Raw genomic sequence first — 15,759 nt, 5'->3', positions numbered from 1 at the left:
AAAAAAAAAAAAAAGCCTCAGTATACTGTTAGCGTGACCAGAAGAGACTTTAGAACCGTAGCCACCATATATTCCTCCTAAACATGCTGATGACATTAATCTTTGAGTTTTGCCTTACGTGGTTCTTTCGAGTCCAGTTCGATTTTAAGCTCTCTATTATATTTTCGACTTCTCTTAATAATTTGCTTCATAAAATCTATCTCTTCTGGAGAAACAAGAGAAATTTGAAATACTCTCTCTGAATCTATACACAAATATTTCACTCTCCCATACAACTAAGATTCAGGAGGTGTTCATACTCTCTTTAAATTCTAGCAGCTGCATTTTGCAGTTTGAGATAAACACGTCCGCATTCTTTGATACATGCCGAATCTTTTTGCTCCCGCTGCCTCATATCTTTAGTGAGGCCGATAGCTTCTTTAATCAGATCATGATGTTTCTGCTCCTCGATTGAGTCTAGCATCATGAATATCATGTGTTTATTAGACCGCTCTACGTCGATAATCGCCCGCACTTCCTCAAGCCACTCCAATGAGACATGTCCATTCAAAAGTGTGTAGGCTTCCCATAGTATCAGAACAAGCAATTGTTCCCTGACTGCCTTAGCTGCCACACCGACTTGCTCGCATTCCACATAAGATTTATTATCCAGCTTATGGACCAGAACAAATGAATCATACATTACCACCTCCTTCATTGTTGCAAATCTATCAGGGTCAATACTGGAAGCTTCACAAAGCTTGTTGATGCCCGTCCGTATTAGCGTGAAATAGGATTTTTACTAGAGCGTGTCTTCAAACTATAAAAACGATCCAAAGCATGGTGAACTTAGCGTATGAGAAGGCGATACGAAATACGCGATGATCAATGGGAGCGAATCAAAGATCTACTACCGCCGGAACGCCCCCCCAAGGCGGACGAAAAGCCAAGGATAATCGAATGATGCTAAACGCCATGTTATAGGTGGCCCGGTCCGGTGCGCCTTGGCGGGATTTGCCTGACCATTATGGCTCATGGAAGACCATGTATACCCGTTTTCGCCGCTAGCAAATAGCTGGCGTTTGGGATCAAGTTCTGGAGCTCGTCTCTATATCCCCCGACTTCGAAAATATCATGATCGATGCCACCATATTTCGTGTTCACCAGCACGGAGCGGGGCAAAAGGGGGCAGCAATTACAGGCGTTCGTACGCTCCAGAGGCAGAATAACGACCAAAATACATGCAGCTATAGACGCGCTGGGAAATCCGCTGTGCTTTGAACTGACCGCCGGCAATTGTCACAACTGTGTCAAAGGATATGAAATGCTTCAAGATATGGATTTCACCGGCAAGGCCGTGATTGCCGACCGAGGTTACGACATGAACAACGTTCTGGAACTCATTGAGAAGCAGCAAGCAGTCGCCGTTATTACCAGCCGAAAACGCTGCAAAATTCAACAAACGTGTGATTGGTGGCTATACAAAGAACGCCATTTGGTCGAATGCTTGTTCAACAAACTCAAACATTATCGCAGACTGGCTACTCGCTATGATAAGCTGGCCTGTTCCTTTGCGGCCTTTTATCGCTGGCCTCTATTCTTTTATGGCTAAATTAGGTTTGAAGACACGCTCTAGTTAAATCACAAAGAGATCAGACACACACCTAGTTATAAAAAAACCTCTATCAAAGGAGACTTCCCAAGATGAGTGACCGCGTTTAGAGGTAGGTTTTTTATCGCTTCACAGAGCTTAAACATTCCTTAATCATAAACAAAGGCCTCCAACGTCAGCTGAAGGCCCTATCACATCCAATTATACATTCGCTTTTCCCCTTTTAATGAGTTCGATTAATCCGGTTGTCATGGCCTGCAGCGCATCTTCCTTCGGCATTTTAATGTAGCGGCTAAGATCGATCATCTCCTGTTCGTAGAGCTCGATAATCTGCAACATGGCCTCCTTGTCATCGTCCTGTGCCCTCTGAATCAACTCCAGGAATTCAGTTTCTGTGATAACGTTTTGAGGGAATTCCTTTTCCATTTATTCACCCCCTGTTGGGTTAATTTCATGTCTAGCGCCACTTCCTTTTCGCTTTTGTCGTGAATATATATTTCGCTCATAATATGCCTGGCCTTGTTGGATGTAAGGGAGCTTAGCAGCTCATGAATAAATAGATTGGAATCCGATTGCTCTGAGAAGCTTGAGCCAATTACAATTTCAATTTTCAAAGCCATTTCCCGATTTTGCTTTACTCTGGCACGATACTGAAGTCTCCATGCGATCCTCTTTAACTCCTGTTGATAATGTCGATAAGTAGGCACAGAAGACATCCTAATCACCTCCACGATTATCATTTACTCATAAATTAAGGAAATATATTGAATGTTTTTACAACCATTTATATGATCATACTTCAAACCTCGCGGAAGGTTGTAGATCGCTCTGTCTTATCTCCTATATGTGTACATCCTACTAAAAAGGGAGGTTTGCAGCATGGAGAGCTTATTGAAGTGTATGGCAGCAGTTACAGAAGGCGGCATCAGCATGTTATATGGCCAATGGAATTCTCTATTGCAGGTACTCACTATCATTGTTGTCATCGATTCTATTGCGGGGATAGTTATATCTAAAGTAAGAGGCGAACTGCATAACAGGGCAGGCATGATCGGCATTGCAAGAACAATCTTTATGTTTCTGTTGATTGCCATCGCGCATCATATGGATATCGTTTTGGGCCAGACGCATTACTTTCAAGACGCGGTCACTTATTTTTATATTGCTAACGGTCTTATCAGTATATTAGAGAACGGAATTAAGCTGGGAGTGCCTGTCCCTGGCGCATTCCGCAGAGCTATTTTGAAATTCAAGGAGTTAAGTGAGGAGGACGAAAGGAGCGCCAAGGAATGACGGCTGCTCAAGCCGTGATGCTTTTCAATGATGGGGTTGAAGTCTTGCACAAAAATAATTTACTTATATTCCATAATAACACTTTTCGTTCCATTTTGCTTCATTATTTTGTGGACGCAGGAAAAACAACATGCCCTGCTTTCAAGGCTTGGGCATGTTGGGTATCAGTTCATGATATCAAAAATAATAAGCATTGAAATGATTAGTATTAAAGCACCCACTATAAATGAAGTGACTGCCTGAGCTCTATTTTTCTCCCTTACCTGCAAATCGAATGCCTGAGAGAAAACATGCAGAGACATGCATAGTGTCAAGAAGCCCAAGTATATGACTTTATCTCCTTTTATAAAGACAGCCCATGCTCCAAAGGTGATTACACCTAAAGCGGTTAGATATTTACATATTTTAATAAGTCTATTCATTAGAACTAATTAGATGGTTGGTATCCATCTGCCCATTCTAAGAGATTGTAAGCATTTTTCATTGCTTCGTTATCGCTGTTACTTGCATCCCAAAGGATAAGTGCAGAAGGAACATTTGGTTCAGTTTTTTTGCAACTCCAACTTCATCAATTCATTCCCTTGGTCCTCTATTCGTTTTAAAGCTGCTTCTGTACTGTTATTCCCTTCTAACAATTGAGATATTTCTAACGTCGCCATGTCTCTAAACTTCGGCCAAAATTCAGATGGAATCTTACTATATCCAGTCGAGACCGGGTTCCATTTTAATTTATAAAAAGCTTCCATATGACGCCCTTCATCATTTTGAATGTACTTCGTTCTAACATGCATCAAATTTTTTGATGCTCTCGAAATTGCTTTTGCATATTCATCACTATGAATATACTGTATAAATTTCCATGCTGCCTTGGTGTTAGAGGCTTTACTAGGAATGGAAAATATAATTCCGGGATTTGCAGAACTAGGTCATCCCGGGTTTCCCTCTGTTTCCCTGGGTTCACCTTGATTCCCCTGAATTCCCTGGGTTTCCCGGAGTTCCTCCGAGTTTCCCGGGTTTCCCCCGGGTTCCCCTGCCTGTCCCCATCTGTTCCCTTATTGCTCCACGGCCGCTTCCACTTGCGGAACGACCGCTTCATGCAGAAAGCGGTCCAGCTCTGCGGCACCGCTCGCCTGTTGCTCCGGCGTCCAGCCGAGGTGAGCGGCCATCCACTCGATGGCCGGCTGCTTCCATTGCCGGACCCATTCGATGTCGAAGAACAGGGCGCCGGTTCTTCGAATGAAGAAGTCTGCCGGCATGAGCGCCATCTCTTCCTCCACCGCGTATACGAGCGGAACGAGGACTTCGAGCGGAAGGCCGCCGGATGCGGCTTCATCGCGATACCGCTCCGCCAGCGCGAAGAGACGGTCCGCATTCGAGCCGTACATGCGAGCCCACCGCTGGGCCAGCGCGGCATCCAGACCGCGGCGGACCCCCTCCTCCATCTTCGCCTCGACGAAGCCCGGGAAGGAGGAAGAGCCGCCCGAGATCGGCATCCGCTTCGTCTTGACCGGCACGAACGTGCGGCTGTCTTCCTTCACCAGCCGCTGCATGACAAGATCGACGACCGTCTCCGCCATCTTGCGGTATCCGGTCAGCTTGCCGCCGGCGATCGTGATCAGACCGGAAGGAGACTGCCAGATTTCATCCCGGCGCGAGATCTCGGAGGCACTCTTTCCTTCTTCAAAGATGAGCGGTCTGACCCCGGCCCAACTCGATTCGATATCGTCGGCGGTCAGCCGCACTGACGGGAACATGAACGCGATAGCGCCCATAATATAATCGCGGTCTTCCTTGGTCATGACGGGATGGGCGGGATCGCCCTTGTAGAACTGTCGGTCCTTTATCTGGGCATTCTTTCTTCCTTAGTTACGTCCTTCATGTCGAACTATGCCTTGTCCGTCCTCGAGGCGGCCAAAATGAGCGTGTTCAGTCATGTCGCCACTCTAATTACGATTGTCGCTGGTGTCTTGTTCCTGCATGAGAGCTTAAGCTACTATCATGTGATCGGCGGCATCGCCATCCTCGGCGGCGTCATCGTCACGAACCTGCCGTCGGCCCGCAAGGCGAAGAAGCGTCCTTCCCGCTCGGCATCATGACAAATCGATGGCATTCCGTGTCCAAAAGAGCCATCCTGAAAATGGCTTCGAAGATCGGCTCCAGTCACTGTAAATTGAGCAGGGCCTATGCATCTGCGCATAGGCCTGCCTTCACGATATCGACGATTCCTTCCTCGCCTTCTCCACCGCCTCATCACGGTTGCTTACATTCAGCTTCGCATAAATAGAAGGCATGTAATTCCGCACCGTGCGTTCCGACAGATGCAGCCGGGACGCAATGGCTTTATAACGAAGCCCTTGCATTAATCCCTTCATAATATCCATCTCCCGGCTTGTCAACGAGAACGGATTCTCGCCCGATACGCGAACGGATGGAGCGAGTGCGCCTCCGCTGTGCCGGCCTGCCGGTTCATGCCCTCCCTCCGTGATCATCCTGCCGCCGCAATGCACGAATCGAATGGCAGCGGCTAATTCCTTCGCGCCAGCCTCTTGCGATGCATATCCGTCAACCGCGCCGCGCAGCGCCTGCACCGCCTTAACACGTTCCTCCCCTTCGTTAGCGATAACGATAACGCGAGTGTCTGTTCCCTTCCCTTTTTCCCTGATGCGTCCTATCCAATCTCTCCTGTCTGTTCCATCCCAATGTACGGACAGCAGTATAATATCCGGTTGTGCATGCTTCACGACTTCTCCGGCCTGAGCCTCATGATCTGCCGTGATCGCCCGGAAATCCCGTTCTTCGTTCAAAAGGTTCACGACATGCTCGCGCCATGCAGGGGAATCCCCCATGACTACAATCTTAATCCGCTCGACGGGAGCTGCCGCTTCGCTCGGTACCGTTACGGTCATCATCGTTCCTCCGTCCACACCGGTATAAAGATGCATATCGCCTCCCAGCATGGTCAGACGCTCTTTCACAGGAGACAGATCCGAGCCGAATGGCAGCCAATCGAGCCGCTTTCCATTATCCTCTATCTGCAGCGTGATGTGCGTCGGGGCATATTGCAGTGTTATGTGAATAGAACCCGCTAGGCCGTGCCAACAGGCATTGGCCAACGCCTCCCATGCACAGCGGTACAATAACTGCTGCGTGTCCTGATCGACCGGAAATGCGCTGCCCAGCTTCCGGAAGGATACGGGAACGCCCTCTTGTCTGCTCCAATCGTCTGCGACCGCTTCAATAAAGTCCTCTAGCGGCAGGTCATATCCCGGCTGCTCCAGACTCCGCAACTGATCATGAAGCTGATCCCGCTCCGACACGATGGATGCTCTCAGCGATTCTAAGCGCTTCATGCCATCTTCTGAAGTGACATGCTGGCGAAGCGCATCCAACTCAGACCCTGCCAGCGTAAGAAGGTGATAGACCGTCTTCGTGGTCTCGCGCGCCGCTTGGCAGCGTTCCTCCAAGCGCAGCGTCCGTTCCGTCTGAAACGGGTGCTTTTCGATAATGTCGTATTGCTCCTCAATGACGGCAAGTCTGCGCTTGGCCGTGCGTATAACATCTCCGAGCTTGCGCAGACCGAATCCCATGAAGTAGAAACATGCCGCTAAAAACAAAGTGCCAAACACCGATACTCCCCAAGACGCATCTGGCGAGAAGCATGCTGCCACAGGAGGAGTCGCAATGGCAAGCATAGGCACAACCCAGTTCTTCGTATTTCTATGAAAATACCCCATCGTGAACGCCGCCGGAAAGAACATGAAGTAAAAACCGAGATCTATAGCGGCGTAGATGGAAAATCCGCCGGTAATCAATACATCGGCAATGATATACGCCCGATAACGAAATGCTAACAAGAGAATAGGAACTTGAAGATATAACACAATGAATAGGACGGCATCGATGGTAAGAAAAGATCCCAAATGTTCATTTTTTAAAAGAAAAAGAGTCCAAGCAAAAAATAAGATGCGTGCCAGGATCACCAACCCATCCAGCTTGTAAAAGCGTTTGTTGCTCAAATTCATTAAAAACAACCCCAATAGAATAGATAGAATGTTGCGTTAGAATAGATTTCTAAATTCATATGTACCATGAAAAGACGGAAAAAGAAAGCTCTGGGAGGCACGACTCTTTTCCAACTTTCAACTTCAGGACATTTTGACCCTACCGGGCAGGACAATCCGTATGCTACCTTAACGTGGTCGTGCTTTTATACAAGAAGGAGGAGTTGGAATTGAAAACAAAGCTGATGACATGGACGCTAGTTTGCAGCGTTCTTCTGCTCATGCTCCCTGTCCATGCGGAAGCGGCCAGCGAGAAAGTGACCTTGAAGGTGTTGGACTATTCCCAAGAAGATTTTAACGAGAGGTTCGGGGATGCATTTACGGCCAAATACCCGAATATTGAAGTCAAGGTCATCCCGACACTGAACGAGAAAAAGACAGCGGTTCTTCGGGGGGATGAACTGCGTAAGCTGGAGGATAAGGAAAAGCCGGATCTGCTGCTGCCCACTCAGGATAGCTTGGAGAAATATGTGGCTGAGGGCAGACTGGTCGATTTAGAGCCATATATTGCCCAATCCAAATCCATCAAGCTGGCCAATATGAATCAAAATATCGTGGATTCCATGAAAGTAAAAGGCAAACTCTACACGCTCTCGCCGACATTTATGACCAAAGGTCTATTTTATAACAAAACCCTATTCGATAAATACAAGATCAAGTACCCGAAAAACAAAATGAGCTGGGCGGAAGTGATGGAGCTAGCCGCGGAATTCAAGCAGAAAGCGGGCTTGAACAAGGTTGAAGGGTTTGCTTCTGACTATGATTTATTCTCTTTGGCAGAAACAATCGGACGCTCCTATAATCTGACATATCGGGATGTCAGCAAGGGCGGCAAGAACATAACGATCAACACCAAGGAATGGAAACCGATATTCGATATGGTGCTCAAAGCTGCCAAAAAAAATGCAATTACGACGAAAAACGATGCCTTTCTAGCAGGCAACGCGGCAATGACGGTATATGATTCATTCATTCTTCACTCGCTTAAGCCGCAAAACATTAAGTTCGAGTGGGGCGTTGTATCCGAGCCGGTGAATCCTGCTCGTCCGATAAGTTCGGCATACGGAGCCAATCATATGTTCGGCATTAGCGCCGAGTCGAAATATGCGGATGCGGCTTGGAAGTTCATTGAGTTCGTCAACAGTGAGGATTTTGCCAAAGGGTACCTAAAGGATGGCGAATTTGCGTCCGGAGTACCGACTAACGAATGCTGCAAGAAGTGGAACAATAAAGTCGACCTTAGCGGCCTCTACCAGCTGGCTCCGATCAAAACGATGTATGATCCGAACCAACCGGATATCTGGCAAGTTTTTCTGAAAGAAGGGAGCGCGGCATTCAAACCCGTCTTGAATGGCAAACAGAGCCTTGATTCCATGTTAGCTGGACTTCAAACGAAGTTACAGTCTGAGCTAGATAAAGCATGGGCCAAAAAGGGAAAATAAGGCCATGAAGAACCAGCTTCGCGCACCGAACATCGCATGGCTGCTCCTCGGCTTGATCCTGCTGCTGCAGGGCTGTGCCGACAAGCATACCGAGCCCTTCGACCAGAACAAGCCCGTTACCTTAAAAATTATGGACGATCGGGGAGAGGAGGACTTCGGAGAGGAGGCGTTCTATAAGCGGTTCGGCAAGCAGTTTCAACTCAAATATCCGAATGTCGATTTTCACTTCATCAAGGAGCCGGAGTATGATCCCGATTTAACGGCAAAAGAGAATGAACAGGCACTGCTTGCCTATATCGCGAAGGAACGGCCTGATGTTCTGAAACTTGGTCCCGTCAGATTCGAAACGGTATCGGCTGCGGGTAAGCTCATTGATTTGGCGCCATGGATGAAACGGGATAATTTTTCGCTGGACGGGATTTATCCCCCAGTTATCGACGCGATTAAAATGAAGGGCCGCGGAACGCTGTACGGACTGTCCCCAACATTTATGAGTTGGGCCCTATATTATAACAAGGACTTATTTGAGCGGTACGGGGTTACGCCGCCCCATGATAAGATGACCTGGGAACAAGTGCTTGATTTAGCTGCGCGCTTTCCGGTTGATGATTCCCCAGAAGAACGGATATACGGGTTTGCTCTGCCATTCTCTAGTGACAGTTCTATATTTGCGCTCATGGAGAGCATCGCCAAGACCGAGCAGATCGCATTGATCGATGCTTCGGGGAAACGATTGCTGTTTGACTCGGACGGCTGGAAGCGGATAACGAAGCTAACGGTGCGGAGCATGACCTCCAATTCTGTCTATTTTCCCGTGGAGGTTGATCCAAGCAGGATGCTGCTCGATGATCCGTTCCTAGCGGGCAAAGCCGCCATGCTCGTCATGGGCGATTCTACAGCGGCGGACTTGGAAGCTATAAACCAAATCAGGGAAAATTCCATTCCCCCGGAAGAGCCGCTGCGTTGGGGAGTTGTACCGGTTCCGATCGATCCGGTAAATCCGCAATCCGCCAACGAGATCACTGTGTTTGAAATGTACGGCATTGGCGCCGACTCTACCGCCAAGGCAGCAGCCTGGGAGCTTGTGAAGTTCATCAACGGCGATGAATGGGCAAAAGCTAAATCTCGTACCAAAGACGGGGGTAATCTGCTGGCGCGTGTCGCATACAATAAGGACCGGTACGACCATTTCGACCCTGAAGAGATTGAGGCATTCTATAAAATCAAACCGCAGAGCGGAGGAGAACCGCGGCAAATCCGCCAAGTCCCGCCTGCATTCCGGACATCGTTCGCAGAGATCGTAAGGGAAGAACTCGAATCGATCATAGCGGGCAAGCAGAGTGTTGAGCAGGCCGTACAGAAGATTCAGACACGAGGTCAGGCGGAGCTTGATTCCTTCAATGCCCAGACGGAAGAGAATAACGGGGTTCATTAATCTCTATCTGATCAGGACAAGCCCGGTGCTGGGTTAGCATCGGGCTTGTTCACGTGTACGTCTCTTCTTTTCCCTGACCTCAACCTTCCAACTTCAGGACATTTTGACCCTACCGGGCAGGACAATGTGTATGCTACCTTAACGTGGTTGCTTGCTTTTATACAATGAGAAGGAGGAGTTGGAATTGAAAAGAAAGCTGATGACATGGACGCTAATTTGCAGCGTTCTTCTGCTCATGCTCCCTGCCCATGCGGAAGCGGCCAGCGAGAAAGTGACCTTGAAGGTGTTGGACTTATCTCAAGATCTTTTTGACAAGAGGTTCGGAAATGCGTTTACGGCCAAATATCCGAATATTCAAATTAAGGTCATCCCGATACAAAAGGGGAAATCACTGCTCTGGGGTGATGATCTGCGTAAGCTGGAGGATAAGGAAAAGCCGGATCTGCTGGTGCCCGATCAGCGTAGCTTGGACGAATATGTGGCCGAAGGCAAGCTCGTCGATTTAGGGCCGTACACTGCCCAATCCAAATCCATCAAGCTGGCCAATTTGAATCAAAATATTGTGAATTCCATGAAAGTAAATGGAAAACTCTACACGCTTTCGCCGACATTTATGGTGAATGGCCTATTTTATAACAAAACCCTATTCGATAAATACAAGATCAAGTACCCGAAAAACGAAATGAGCTGGGCGGAAGTGATGGAGTTAGCCGCGGAATTCAAGGAGAAAGCCGGCTCTCCAGGATTTCAATATAACAATGACTTATTCTCTTTGGCAGCCTCTGATATCGCAGGCTCGTATAACCTGACATTTCAGGATAAGAACAAGGGCGGCAAGAACATAACGTTCAATACCAAGGAATGGAAATCGATCTTCGACATGGTGGTCAAAGCTGCCAAGAAAGAGGCAATTACCACGAAAAATAAGGCTTTTCTAGCAGGCGACGCTGCCATGACGGTAGGGAACCCACTTTTTTTTATCGGGTTTAAGATGGAAAACATCAAATTCGAATGGGGAGTTGTATCGGAGCCGGTGAACCCCGCTCATCCGATAAGTTCGGCATACGGAGCAAATCATATGTTCGGCATTAGCACGGAGTCGAAACATGCGGATGCGGCTTGGAAGTTCATTGAGTTCGTCAACAGTGATGATTTTGCCAAAGGGTACATGAAGGATGGCGAATTGGGGAGTGGATTGCCGACCAACGAATGCTGCAAGAAGTGGGGCAATAAAGTCGATCTTAGCGGCCTCTACAAGTTGGCTCCGGTCAAAGAGAAATATGATTCGAACATTCCCAATATTAACGAACTTGTCTATAAAGAAGGGAGTGCAGCATTCACATCCGTCTTGAAGGGCACACAGAGCCTTGATTCCATGTTAGACAGTCTTCAAAAGAAAGCACAATCAGAACTAGATAAAGCATGGGCCAAGAAAGGAAAATAAGCCATGAAAGATCTGCTTCGCGGTGGACCGAACATCGCATGGCTGCTCCTCAGCTTGATCCTGCTGCTGCAAGGCTGTGCCGACAAGGAAACCGAGCCCTTCGATCCGAACCAGCCGGTTACCTTAAAAGTCTTGTACGCTTGGGGAGAGGAGGACTTCTATAATCGGTTCGGCAAGGAGTTTCAACTCAAATATCCGAATGTGGACTTTCACTTCGTCGAGAATCCGGAGTATAATCCCGATTTAACAGCCGAAGAGAATGAACAGGCATTGCTTGCCCATATCGCGAAGGAACGGCCTGATGTTCTCAGAATTGGTGGCGGCAACGATTTAGAAGCGGTGACGGATGCGGGTAAGCTCATTGATTTGGGACCATGGATGAAACGGGACAACTTTTCGCTGGACGGGATTTATCCCCCAGTTCTCCATGCGATTCAAATGCAGGGCCACGGAACGCTGTACGGACTGTCCCCAACATTCGTAAGCTCGGCCGTATACTACAACAAGGACTTATTTGAGCAGTACGGGGTTACGCCTCCCCAGGATAAGATGACCTGGGAACAACTGCTTGATTTAGCTGCACGCTTCCCGGTTGAAGGTTCCCCGGAAGAACGCATATACGGGTTTGCTGAGGAATCCGCTGCCGAAGGTTCTATCTTTGGCCTCATGAATCGCATCGCCCAGACCGAGCAGATCGCATTAATTGATGCTTCAGGGACACGATTGCTGTTTGACTCGGACGGCTGGCGACGGATAACGAAGCTAACGGTGCGGAGCATGACCTCCAATGCTGTTTATTTTCCTGAAAAGCTGACGATTGGTCAAAGTATGACGCCGGACAATGATCTGTTCGTATCGGGCAGAGCCGCCATGATCGTCTCGGGGGATTATAGAATGGGTTTGTTGGAAGACAAGAACCACACCATGCAAACTTCACCTTCCCCGAAGGAGCCACTGCGTTGGGGAATGGTGCCGGTTCCGATCGATCCCGTAAATCCGCAATCCGCGAACGAGATCACTGTGTATGAAATGTATGGCATTGGGGCTGACTCAACCGCCAAGGCAGCAGCCTGGGAGCTTGTGAAGTTCATCAACAGCGACGAATGGGCAAAAGCTCAATCTCGTACCAGAGGCGGGGGGAATCTGCTGGCGCGTACCGCATATAATAAAGACCGCTTCAATCATGAAGATATTGAGGTATTCTATTCAGTCAAACCGCAGAGCGGAGAAGAACTGCGTCAAATCCGCCAAGTCCCGCCTGAATTCCAGACATCGTTCGCAGATATCGTAAGGGAAGAACTCGAATCGATCGCAGCGGGCAAGCAGAGTGTTGAGCAGGCCGTACAGAAGATTCAGAAACGAGGCCAGGCGGAGCTTGATTCTTACAATGCCCAGATGGAAGAGAATAACGGGGTTCATTAATCTCTATTGGAACAAGCACGGTGCGGATTAGCATCGGGCTTGTTCGCGTGTACGTCTCTTCTTTTCCCTGACCTCAACCTTCCAACTTCAGGACATTTTGACTCTACCGGGTAGGACAAAGCGTATGCTACCTTAACGTGGTTGCTTGCTTTTATATAATGAGAAGGAAGAGTTGGACTTATCCCAAGATTTTTTGACAAGAGGTTCGGAAATGCATTTACGGCCAAATACCCGAATATCCAAATTAAGGTCATCCCGATACAGTAACAGAACGGGACATCGCTGCTTTCGGGTGATGAAATACGTAAGCTGGAGGATAAGGAAAAGCCGGCTCTCCAGGATTCCATTATAAACATGACTTATTCTCTTTGGCAGCCTTTGATATCGCAGGTTCGTATAACCTGACATATCAGGATAAGAGCAAGGGCGGCAAGAACATAACGTTGAACACCAAGGAATGGAAATCGCTCTTCGACATGGTGCTCCAAGCTGCCAAGAAAGAGGCAATTACCACGAAAAACAATGCTTTTCGAGCAGGCGACGCTGCCATGACGGTAGAGGACTCACTTTTTTTATCGGGATTAAGAGGAACATCAAATTCGAATGGGGAGTTGTGTCGGAGCCGGTGAATCCCGCTCGTCCGATAAGTTCGGCATACGGAGCAAATCATATGTTCGGCATTAGCACCGAGTCGAAACATGCGGATGCGGCTTGGAAGTTCATTGAATTCATCCACAGTGAGGATTTTGCCAAAGGGTACGTAAAGGATGGCGAATTGGGGTATGGATTGCCGACCAACGAATGCTGCAAGAAGTGGGGCAATAAAGTCGATCTTAGCGGCCTCTACCGGTTGGCTCCGGTCAAAGAGAAATATGATTCGAACATTCCGTATATCTGGCAATTCCTTGTTAAAGAAGGGAACTCGGCATTCATATCCGTCTTGAAGGGCACACAGAGCCTTGATTCCATGTTATCTGGACTTCAAAAGAAAGCACAATCAGAACTATATAAGTTGAATCAAAGTTCTTAGCAACCCTTGGCACGGAAAAATGAACCATTTGTCGAATAAGAAACAGATAAAGAAACGGACAAAGTGGGGGAACGCCATGGATAAGCATAATGAACTGGAAAAAGTAACAGAAGCCATGAAACAAGCCAAAGAGCGTCGAATGTATGAACGCTATCAAGCCATCTATTTACACTTGAAAGGCACATCCATGACGGCAATCGCTGAAATTCTGAATCGTAATCGAATGACGGTGAGCAGTTACATTCATACGTACGAAAACGGCGGATTGCCGCCTTGCGGCTCAAGCATTCATTTGGTGCTCCTACTCGGTTAACCAAGGAACAGCAAGATCAGTTGAAGCAGACCGTCGCCTATTCGGTGCCCCACGAGGTCGGCTTTACAGCCAAGCACAACTGGACGCTTGAACTCATTGCCAGGTATGTGGAACGAGAATGGGGCCACCGCTACTCGCTCCGAGGCATCTCCAAAGTGATGGAACTCTTAGGACTCAGCTATACAAAACCGACATACATGCTTGCGGCAGCAGATCCAGAGAAGCAACGCCAGTTTGCCGAAACGACCTTTCCCGATTTGAAAAAAAGTTACTGAACCATGAGATCGATCACTTACTGTTCGAGGATGAATCCATGATTCGGGATTATCAAGCGATTCAGAAAACCTGGTTTCTTCGCGGGAAGCAACGAATCATTCCAACCACGGGCAAGCATCGCGGGGTCAAGCTATTCGCGACGGTTGACTATGAGACGGGACGAATCGTTTGGCAAGAAGACGAACACTATACGGCTGAAACTTTTCTTGCCTTTCTCCAGAAGATCCTCGCGGCTTATCCGACGGGGAAACTTGTTCTTGTGTTAGATAATGCCCGGATTCATCATGCAAAGCTGCTTCAGCCGTTTCTGAAAGAACAGAATAATCGGCTTAAGCTTGTATTTCTGCCACCATATAGCCCGCAGTTAAACATCGTGGAAGGACTCTGGAAATGGCTCAAGTCCAGTGTGATCAACAATATGTTCTATTCCACCGTTTCCGAAATCCGTCTGCGTGTCGGGCAGTTTATGGATGAAATCATGAAGTCCCCTCATGCAATCATTGACCGCCTATGCGTTCGACTTTGAATGCTATCTTCTTTCGTTCAACTTATATAGCATCATTTCGCCCATGAAAAATCCCCTCCAAGTAAACCATAGTGGGCTTTTTACACACTGTCTACTTAAAGGGGATAATATCAATTAGTCCGAGGCTTTTTTTTGATCATTTGTTTCTATATTGTCTTATTTTAAACTGGAAGTCCATATTATGGCCGTCTTTAGAATTAATGGATACTTCCCATTTTTCATTAATAATGCCGCCAAAGACCCCAACTGTCTCTATTTTTTGTTGGCCTGAAGGTATCGGAATGTCTGCCGCATAAGTTCTTCCATCTTTCATTAACGTCATGTACACTGTTCCTGGACCATCGTTTTTTACATAAAGATCCATAAATCTTCCAGCATGGATGTTTGCAGTAAATGAGCTCTGGAAGGAATCGTACCCAACGTGATGAACATCTCCTTCTTCGTAGTCGGTTTCGATTGAAAGAGTTTCTGATTGAGTTGGTGCAATTCTAGTTGAATCAGGCGCAGCAGAAGCAAAACCGGTAAATGTTGATAACATCAGCACTGTTGAAATGACGACTAACGATTTTTTCATAGTAACCTCCTTGGAAATGTATGGTAATGGTGTACATCCCTAATATACCATATATAACCATCAAATTGTTTTGTAGATGAGTCCCATCTGTGACGAAGACCCGAACTATTCGAGGCTTTACTTGTTGGCATTAATTAGGTACAATTTTGTAACATACATTATAATAGGAAGAAACACGATTTAACTGACGTAATGAGTTGCTAACCATGCTAACGGATTTGTTAACGGACTTGTTAACGAACAGGGTAAAACAGAGGAAAACAAAACCCTGTGGATAACCGACAAACCCTTATGTATCAAGACTTAGGCGAAACGAGTGAAACACATCTCCTAGACTTAGGATCTAGCGTTT

15 protein-coding genes and 2 pseudogenes are annotated in these 15,759 nt (G+C 47.4%); 11 read left to right on the top strand and 6 right to left on the bottom strand.

Features of this window, described 5'->3' with window-relative positions:
* Positions 1-304: 304 nt before the first annotated feature.
* Positions 305-682, bottom strand: coding sequence for a hypothetical protein (locus tag A372_RS0101520; RefSeq protein ID WP_019419082.1), 378 nt, complete (start codon positions 680-682; stop codon positions 305-307).
* 281 nt (positions 683-963) lie between these two features.
* Here A372_RS0101520 and A372_RS39410 point away from each other — a divergent pair, with 281 nt between their 5' ends.
* On the top strand, positions 964-1,047 hold the full coding sequence (locus tag A372_RS39410) for a transposase (RefSeq protein ID WP_083858700.1): 84 nt from the start codon (positions 964-966) through the stop codon (positions 1,045-1,047).
* Positions 1,048-1,120: 73 nt separating this feature from the next.
* On the top strand, positions 1,121-1,591 hold the full coding sequence (locus tag A372_RS32915) for an IS5 family transposase (protein WP_157259381.1): 471 nt from the start codon (positions 1,121-1,123) through the stop codon (positions 1,589-1,591).
* A 201-nt stretch (positions 1,592-1,792) separates the two neighbouring features.
* Here the strand turns inward: A372_RS32915 and A372_RS0101510 are convergent, their stop codons facing one another.
* Entirely contained in the window at positions 1,793-2,017 is a 225-nt protein-coding gene (locus tag A372_RS0101510; RefSeq protein ID WP_026010831.1) for a helix-turn-helix domain-containing protein, read from the bottom strand.
* A 453-nt stretch (positions 2,018-2,470) separates the two neighbouring features.
* Between A372_RS0101510 and A372_RS0101500 the strand changes: the two genes are divergently transcribed.
* The gene (locus tag A372_RS0101500) at positions 2,471-2,884 is read left to right on the top strand and encodes a phage holin family protein (protein ID WP_019419079.1); all 414 of its coding nucleotides are present in this window, start codon (positions 2,471-2,473) and stop codon (positions 2,882-2,884) included.
* Entirely contained in the window at positions 2,881-3,081 is a 201-nt protein-coding gene (locus A372_RS0101495) for a hypothetical protein (protein WP_019419078.1), read from the top strand. The genes A372_RS0101500 and A372_RS0101495 overlap by 4 nt, the downstream gene beginning before the upstream one ends.
* Before the next feature lie 345 nt (positions 3,082-3,426).
* Here A372_RS0101495 and A372_RS0101490 read toward each other — a convergent pair whose 3' ends face one another.
* On the bottom strand, positions 3,427-3,630 hold the full coding sequence (locus A372_RS0101490) for a hypothetical protein (RefSeq protein WP_019419077.1): 204 nt from the start codon (positions 3,628-3,630) through the stop codon (positions 3,427-3,429).
* A gap of 306 nt (positions 3,631-3,936) precedes the next feature.
* Positions 3,937-4,713, bottom strand: a pseudogene (locus A372_RS32910) (glycerol-3-phosphate dehydrogenase C-terminal domain-containing protein); the annotation flags it as partial.
* Here A372_RS32910 and A372_RS0101475 point away from each other — a divergent pair.
* The gene (locus A372_RS0101475) at positions 4,690-4,980 is read left to right on the top strand and encodes an EamA family transporter (RefSeq protein WP_019419074.1); all 291 of its coding nucleotides are present in this window, start codon (positions 4,690-4,692) and stop codon (positions 4,978-4,980) included. The pseudogene A372_RS32910 and the gene A372_RS0101475 sit on opposite strands and share 24 nt — an antisense overlap.
* A gap of 111 nt (positions 4,981-5,091) precedes the next feature.
* Here A372_RS0101475 and A372_RS0101470 read toward each other — a convergent pair whose 3' ends face one another.
* Positions 5,092-6,906 carry a helix-turn-helix transcriptional regulator gene (locus A372_RS0101470; protein WP_019419073.1) on the bottom strand — a complete coding sequence of 605 codons (1,815 nt, stop codon included), beginning with the start codon at positions 6,904-6,906 and terminating at the stop codon, positions 5,092-5,094.
* A 209-nt stretch (positions 6,907-7,115) separates the two neighbouring features.
* On the opposite strand from A372_RS0101470, the gene A372_RS0101465 reads away from it, so the two are divergent.
* The 6 genes and pseudogenes from A372_RS0101465 to A372_RS35855 all read left to right on the top strand — a co-directional run bounded on the left by A372_RS0101465 (position 7,116) and on the right by A372_RS35855 (position 14,833).
* Entirely contained in the window at positions 7,116-8,387 is a 1,272-nt protein-coding gene (locus A372_RS0101465; RefSeq protein ID WP_019419072.1) for an ABC transporter substrate-binding protein, read from the top strand.
* Positions 8,388-8,391: 4 nt separating this feature from the next.
* The gene (locus tag A372_RS0101460; protein ID WP_019419071.1) at positions 8,392-9,822 is read left to right on the top strand and encodes an ABC transporter substrate-binding protein; all 1,431 of its coding nucleotides are present in this window, start codon (positions 8,392-8,394) and stop codon (positions 9,820-9,822) included.
* 184 nt (positions 9,823-10,006) lie between these two features.
* Positions 10,007-11,266 carry an ABC transporter substrate-binding protein gene (locus A372_RS0101455; protein ID WP_019419070.1) on the top strand — a complete coding sequence of 420 codons (1,260 nt, stop codon included), beginning with the start codon at positions 10,007-10,009 and terminating at the stop codon, positions 11,264-11,266.
* Positions 11,267-11,269: 3 nt separating this feature from the next.
* Positions 11,270-12,688 (top strand): ABC transporter substrate-binding protein, encoded by a 1,419-nt coding sequence (locus A372_RS0101450; protein WP_019419069.1) that lies wholly within the window; start codon positions 11,270-11,272, stop codon positions 12,686-12,688.
* 670 nt (positions 12,689-13,358) lie between these two features.
* Positions 13,359-13,718 (top strand): hypothetical protein, encoded by a 360-nt coding sequence (locus tag A372_RS38290; protein ID WP_019419067.1) that lies wholly within the window; start codon positions 13,359-13,361, stop codon positions 13,716-13,718.
* A gap of 76 nt (positions 13,719-13,794) precedes the next feature.
* Positions 13,795-14,833: pseudogene (locus A372_RS35855) on the top strand (IS630 family transposase).
* Between the two features lie 136 nt (positions 14,834-14,969).
* On the opposite strand, the gene A372_RS0101425 reads toward A372_RS35855, so the two are convergent.
* Positions 14,970-15,407: a hypothetical protein gene (locus tag A372_RS0101425; protein WP_019419065.1), complete on the bottom strand. Its 438-nt coding sequence runs from the start codon at positions 15,405-15,407 to the stop codon at positions 14,970-14,972.
* Positions 15,408-15,759 lie beyond the last annotated feature (352 nt).

The sequence above is a fragment of the Paenibacillus sp. OSY-SE genome (assembly GCF_000283315.1).
Taxonomy (GTDB): Bacteria; Bacillota; Bacilli; order Paenibacillales; family Paenibacillaceae; genus Paenibacillus_B; species Paenibacillus_B profundus.
This window is presented reverse-complemented; position numbering and strand designations above follow the sequence as displayed.

Excerpts from the sequence above, each read along its gene's own strand:
- A372_RS0101520 (WP_019419082.1), bottom strand. The coding sequence starts at position 682 with ATGTATGATTCATTTGTTCTGGTCCATAAGCTGGATAATAAATCTTAT.
- A372_RS32915 (WP_157259381.1), top strand. The coding sequence starts at position 1,121 with ATGCCACCATATTTCGTGTTCACCAGCACGGAGCGGGGCAAAAGGGGG.
- A372_RS0101510 (WP_026010831.1), bottom strand. The coding sequence starts at position 2,017 with ATGGAAAAGGAATTCCCTCAAAACGTTATCACAGAAACTGAATTCCTG.
- A372_RS0101500 (WP_019419079.1), top strand. The coding sequence starts at position 2,471 with ATGGAGAGCTTATTGAAGTGTATGGCAGCAGTTACAGAAGGCGGCATC.
- A372_RS0101495 (WP_019419078.1), top strand. The coding sequence starts at position 2,881 with ATGACGGCTGCTCAAGCCGTGATGCTTTTCAATGATGGGGTTGAAGTC.
- A372_RS0101490 (WP_019419077.1), bottom strand. The coding sequence starts at position 3,630 with ATGGAAGCTTTTTATAAATTAAAATGGAACCCGGTCTCGACTGGATAT.
- A372_RS0101475 (WP_019419074.1), top strand. The coding sequence starts at position 4,690 with ATGGGCGGGATCGCCCTTGTAGAACTGTCGGTCCTTTATCTGGGCATT.
- A372_RS0101470 (WP_019419073.1), bottom strand. The coding sequence starts at position 6,906 with ATGAATTTGAGCAACAAACGCTTTTACAAGCTGGATGGGTTGGTGATC.
- A372_RS0101460 (WP_019419071.1), top strand. The coding sequence starts at position 8,392 with ATGAAGAACCAGCTTCGCGCACCGAACATCGCATGGCTGCTCCTCGGC.
- A372_RS0101450 (WP_019419069.1), top strand. The coding sequence starts at position 11,270 with ATGAAAGATCTGCTTCGCGGTGGACCGAACATCGCATGGCTGCTCCTC.
- A372_RS38290 (WP_019419067.1), top strand. The coding sequence starts at position 13,359 with ATGTTCGGCATTAGCACCGAGTCGAAACATGCGGATGCGGCTTGGAAG.
- A372_RS0101425 (WP_019419065.1), bottom strand. The coding sequence starts at position 15,407 with ATGAAAAAATCGTTAGTCGTCATTTCAACAGTGCTGATGTTATCAACA.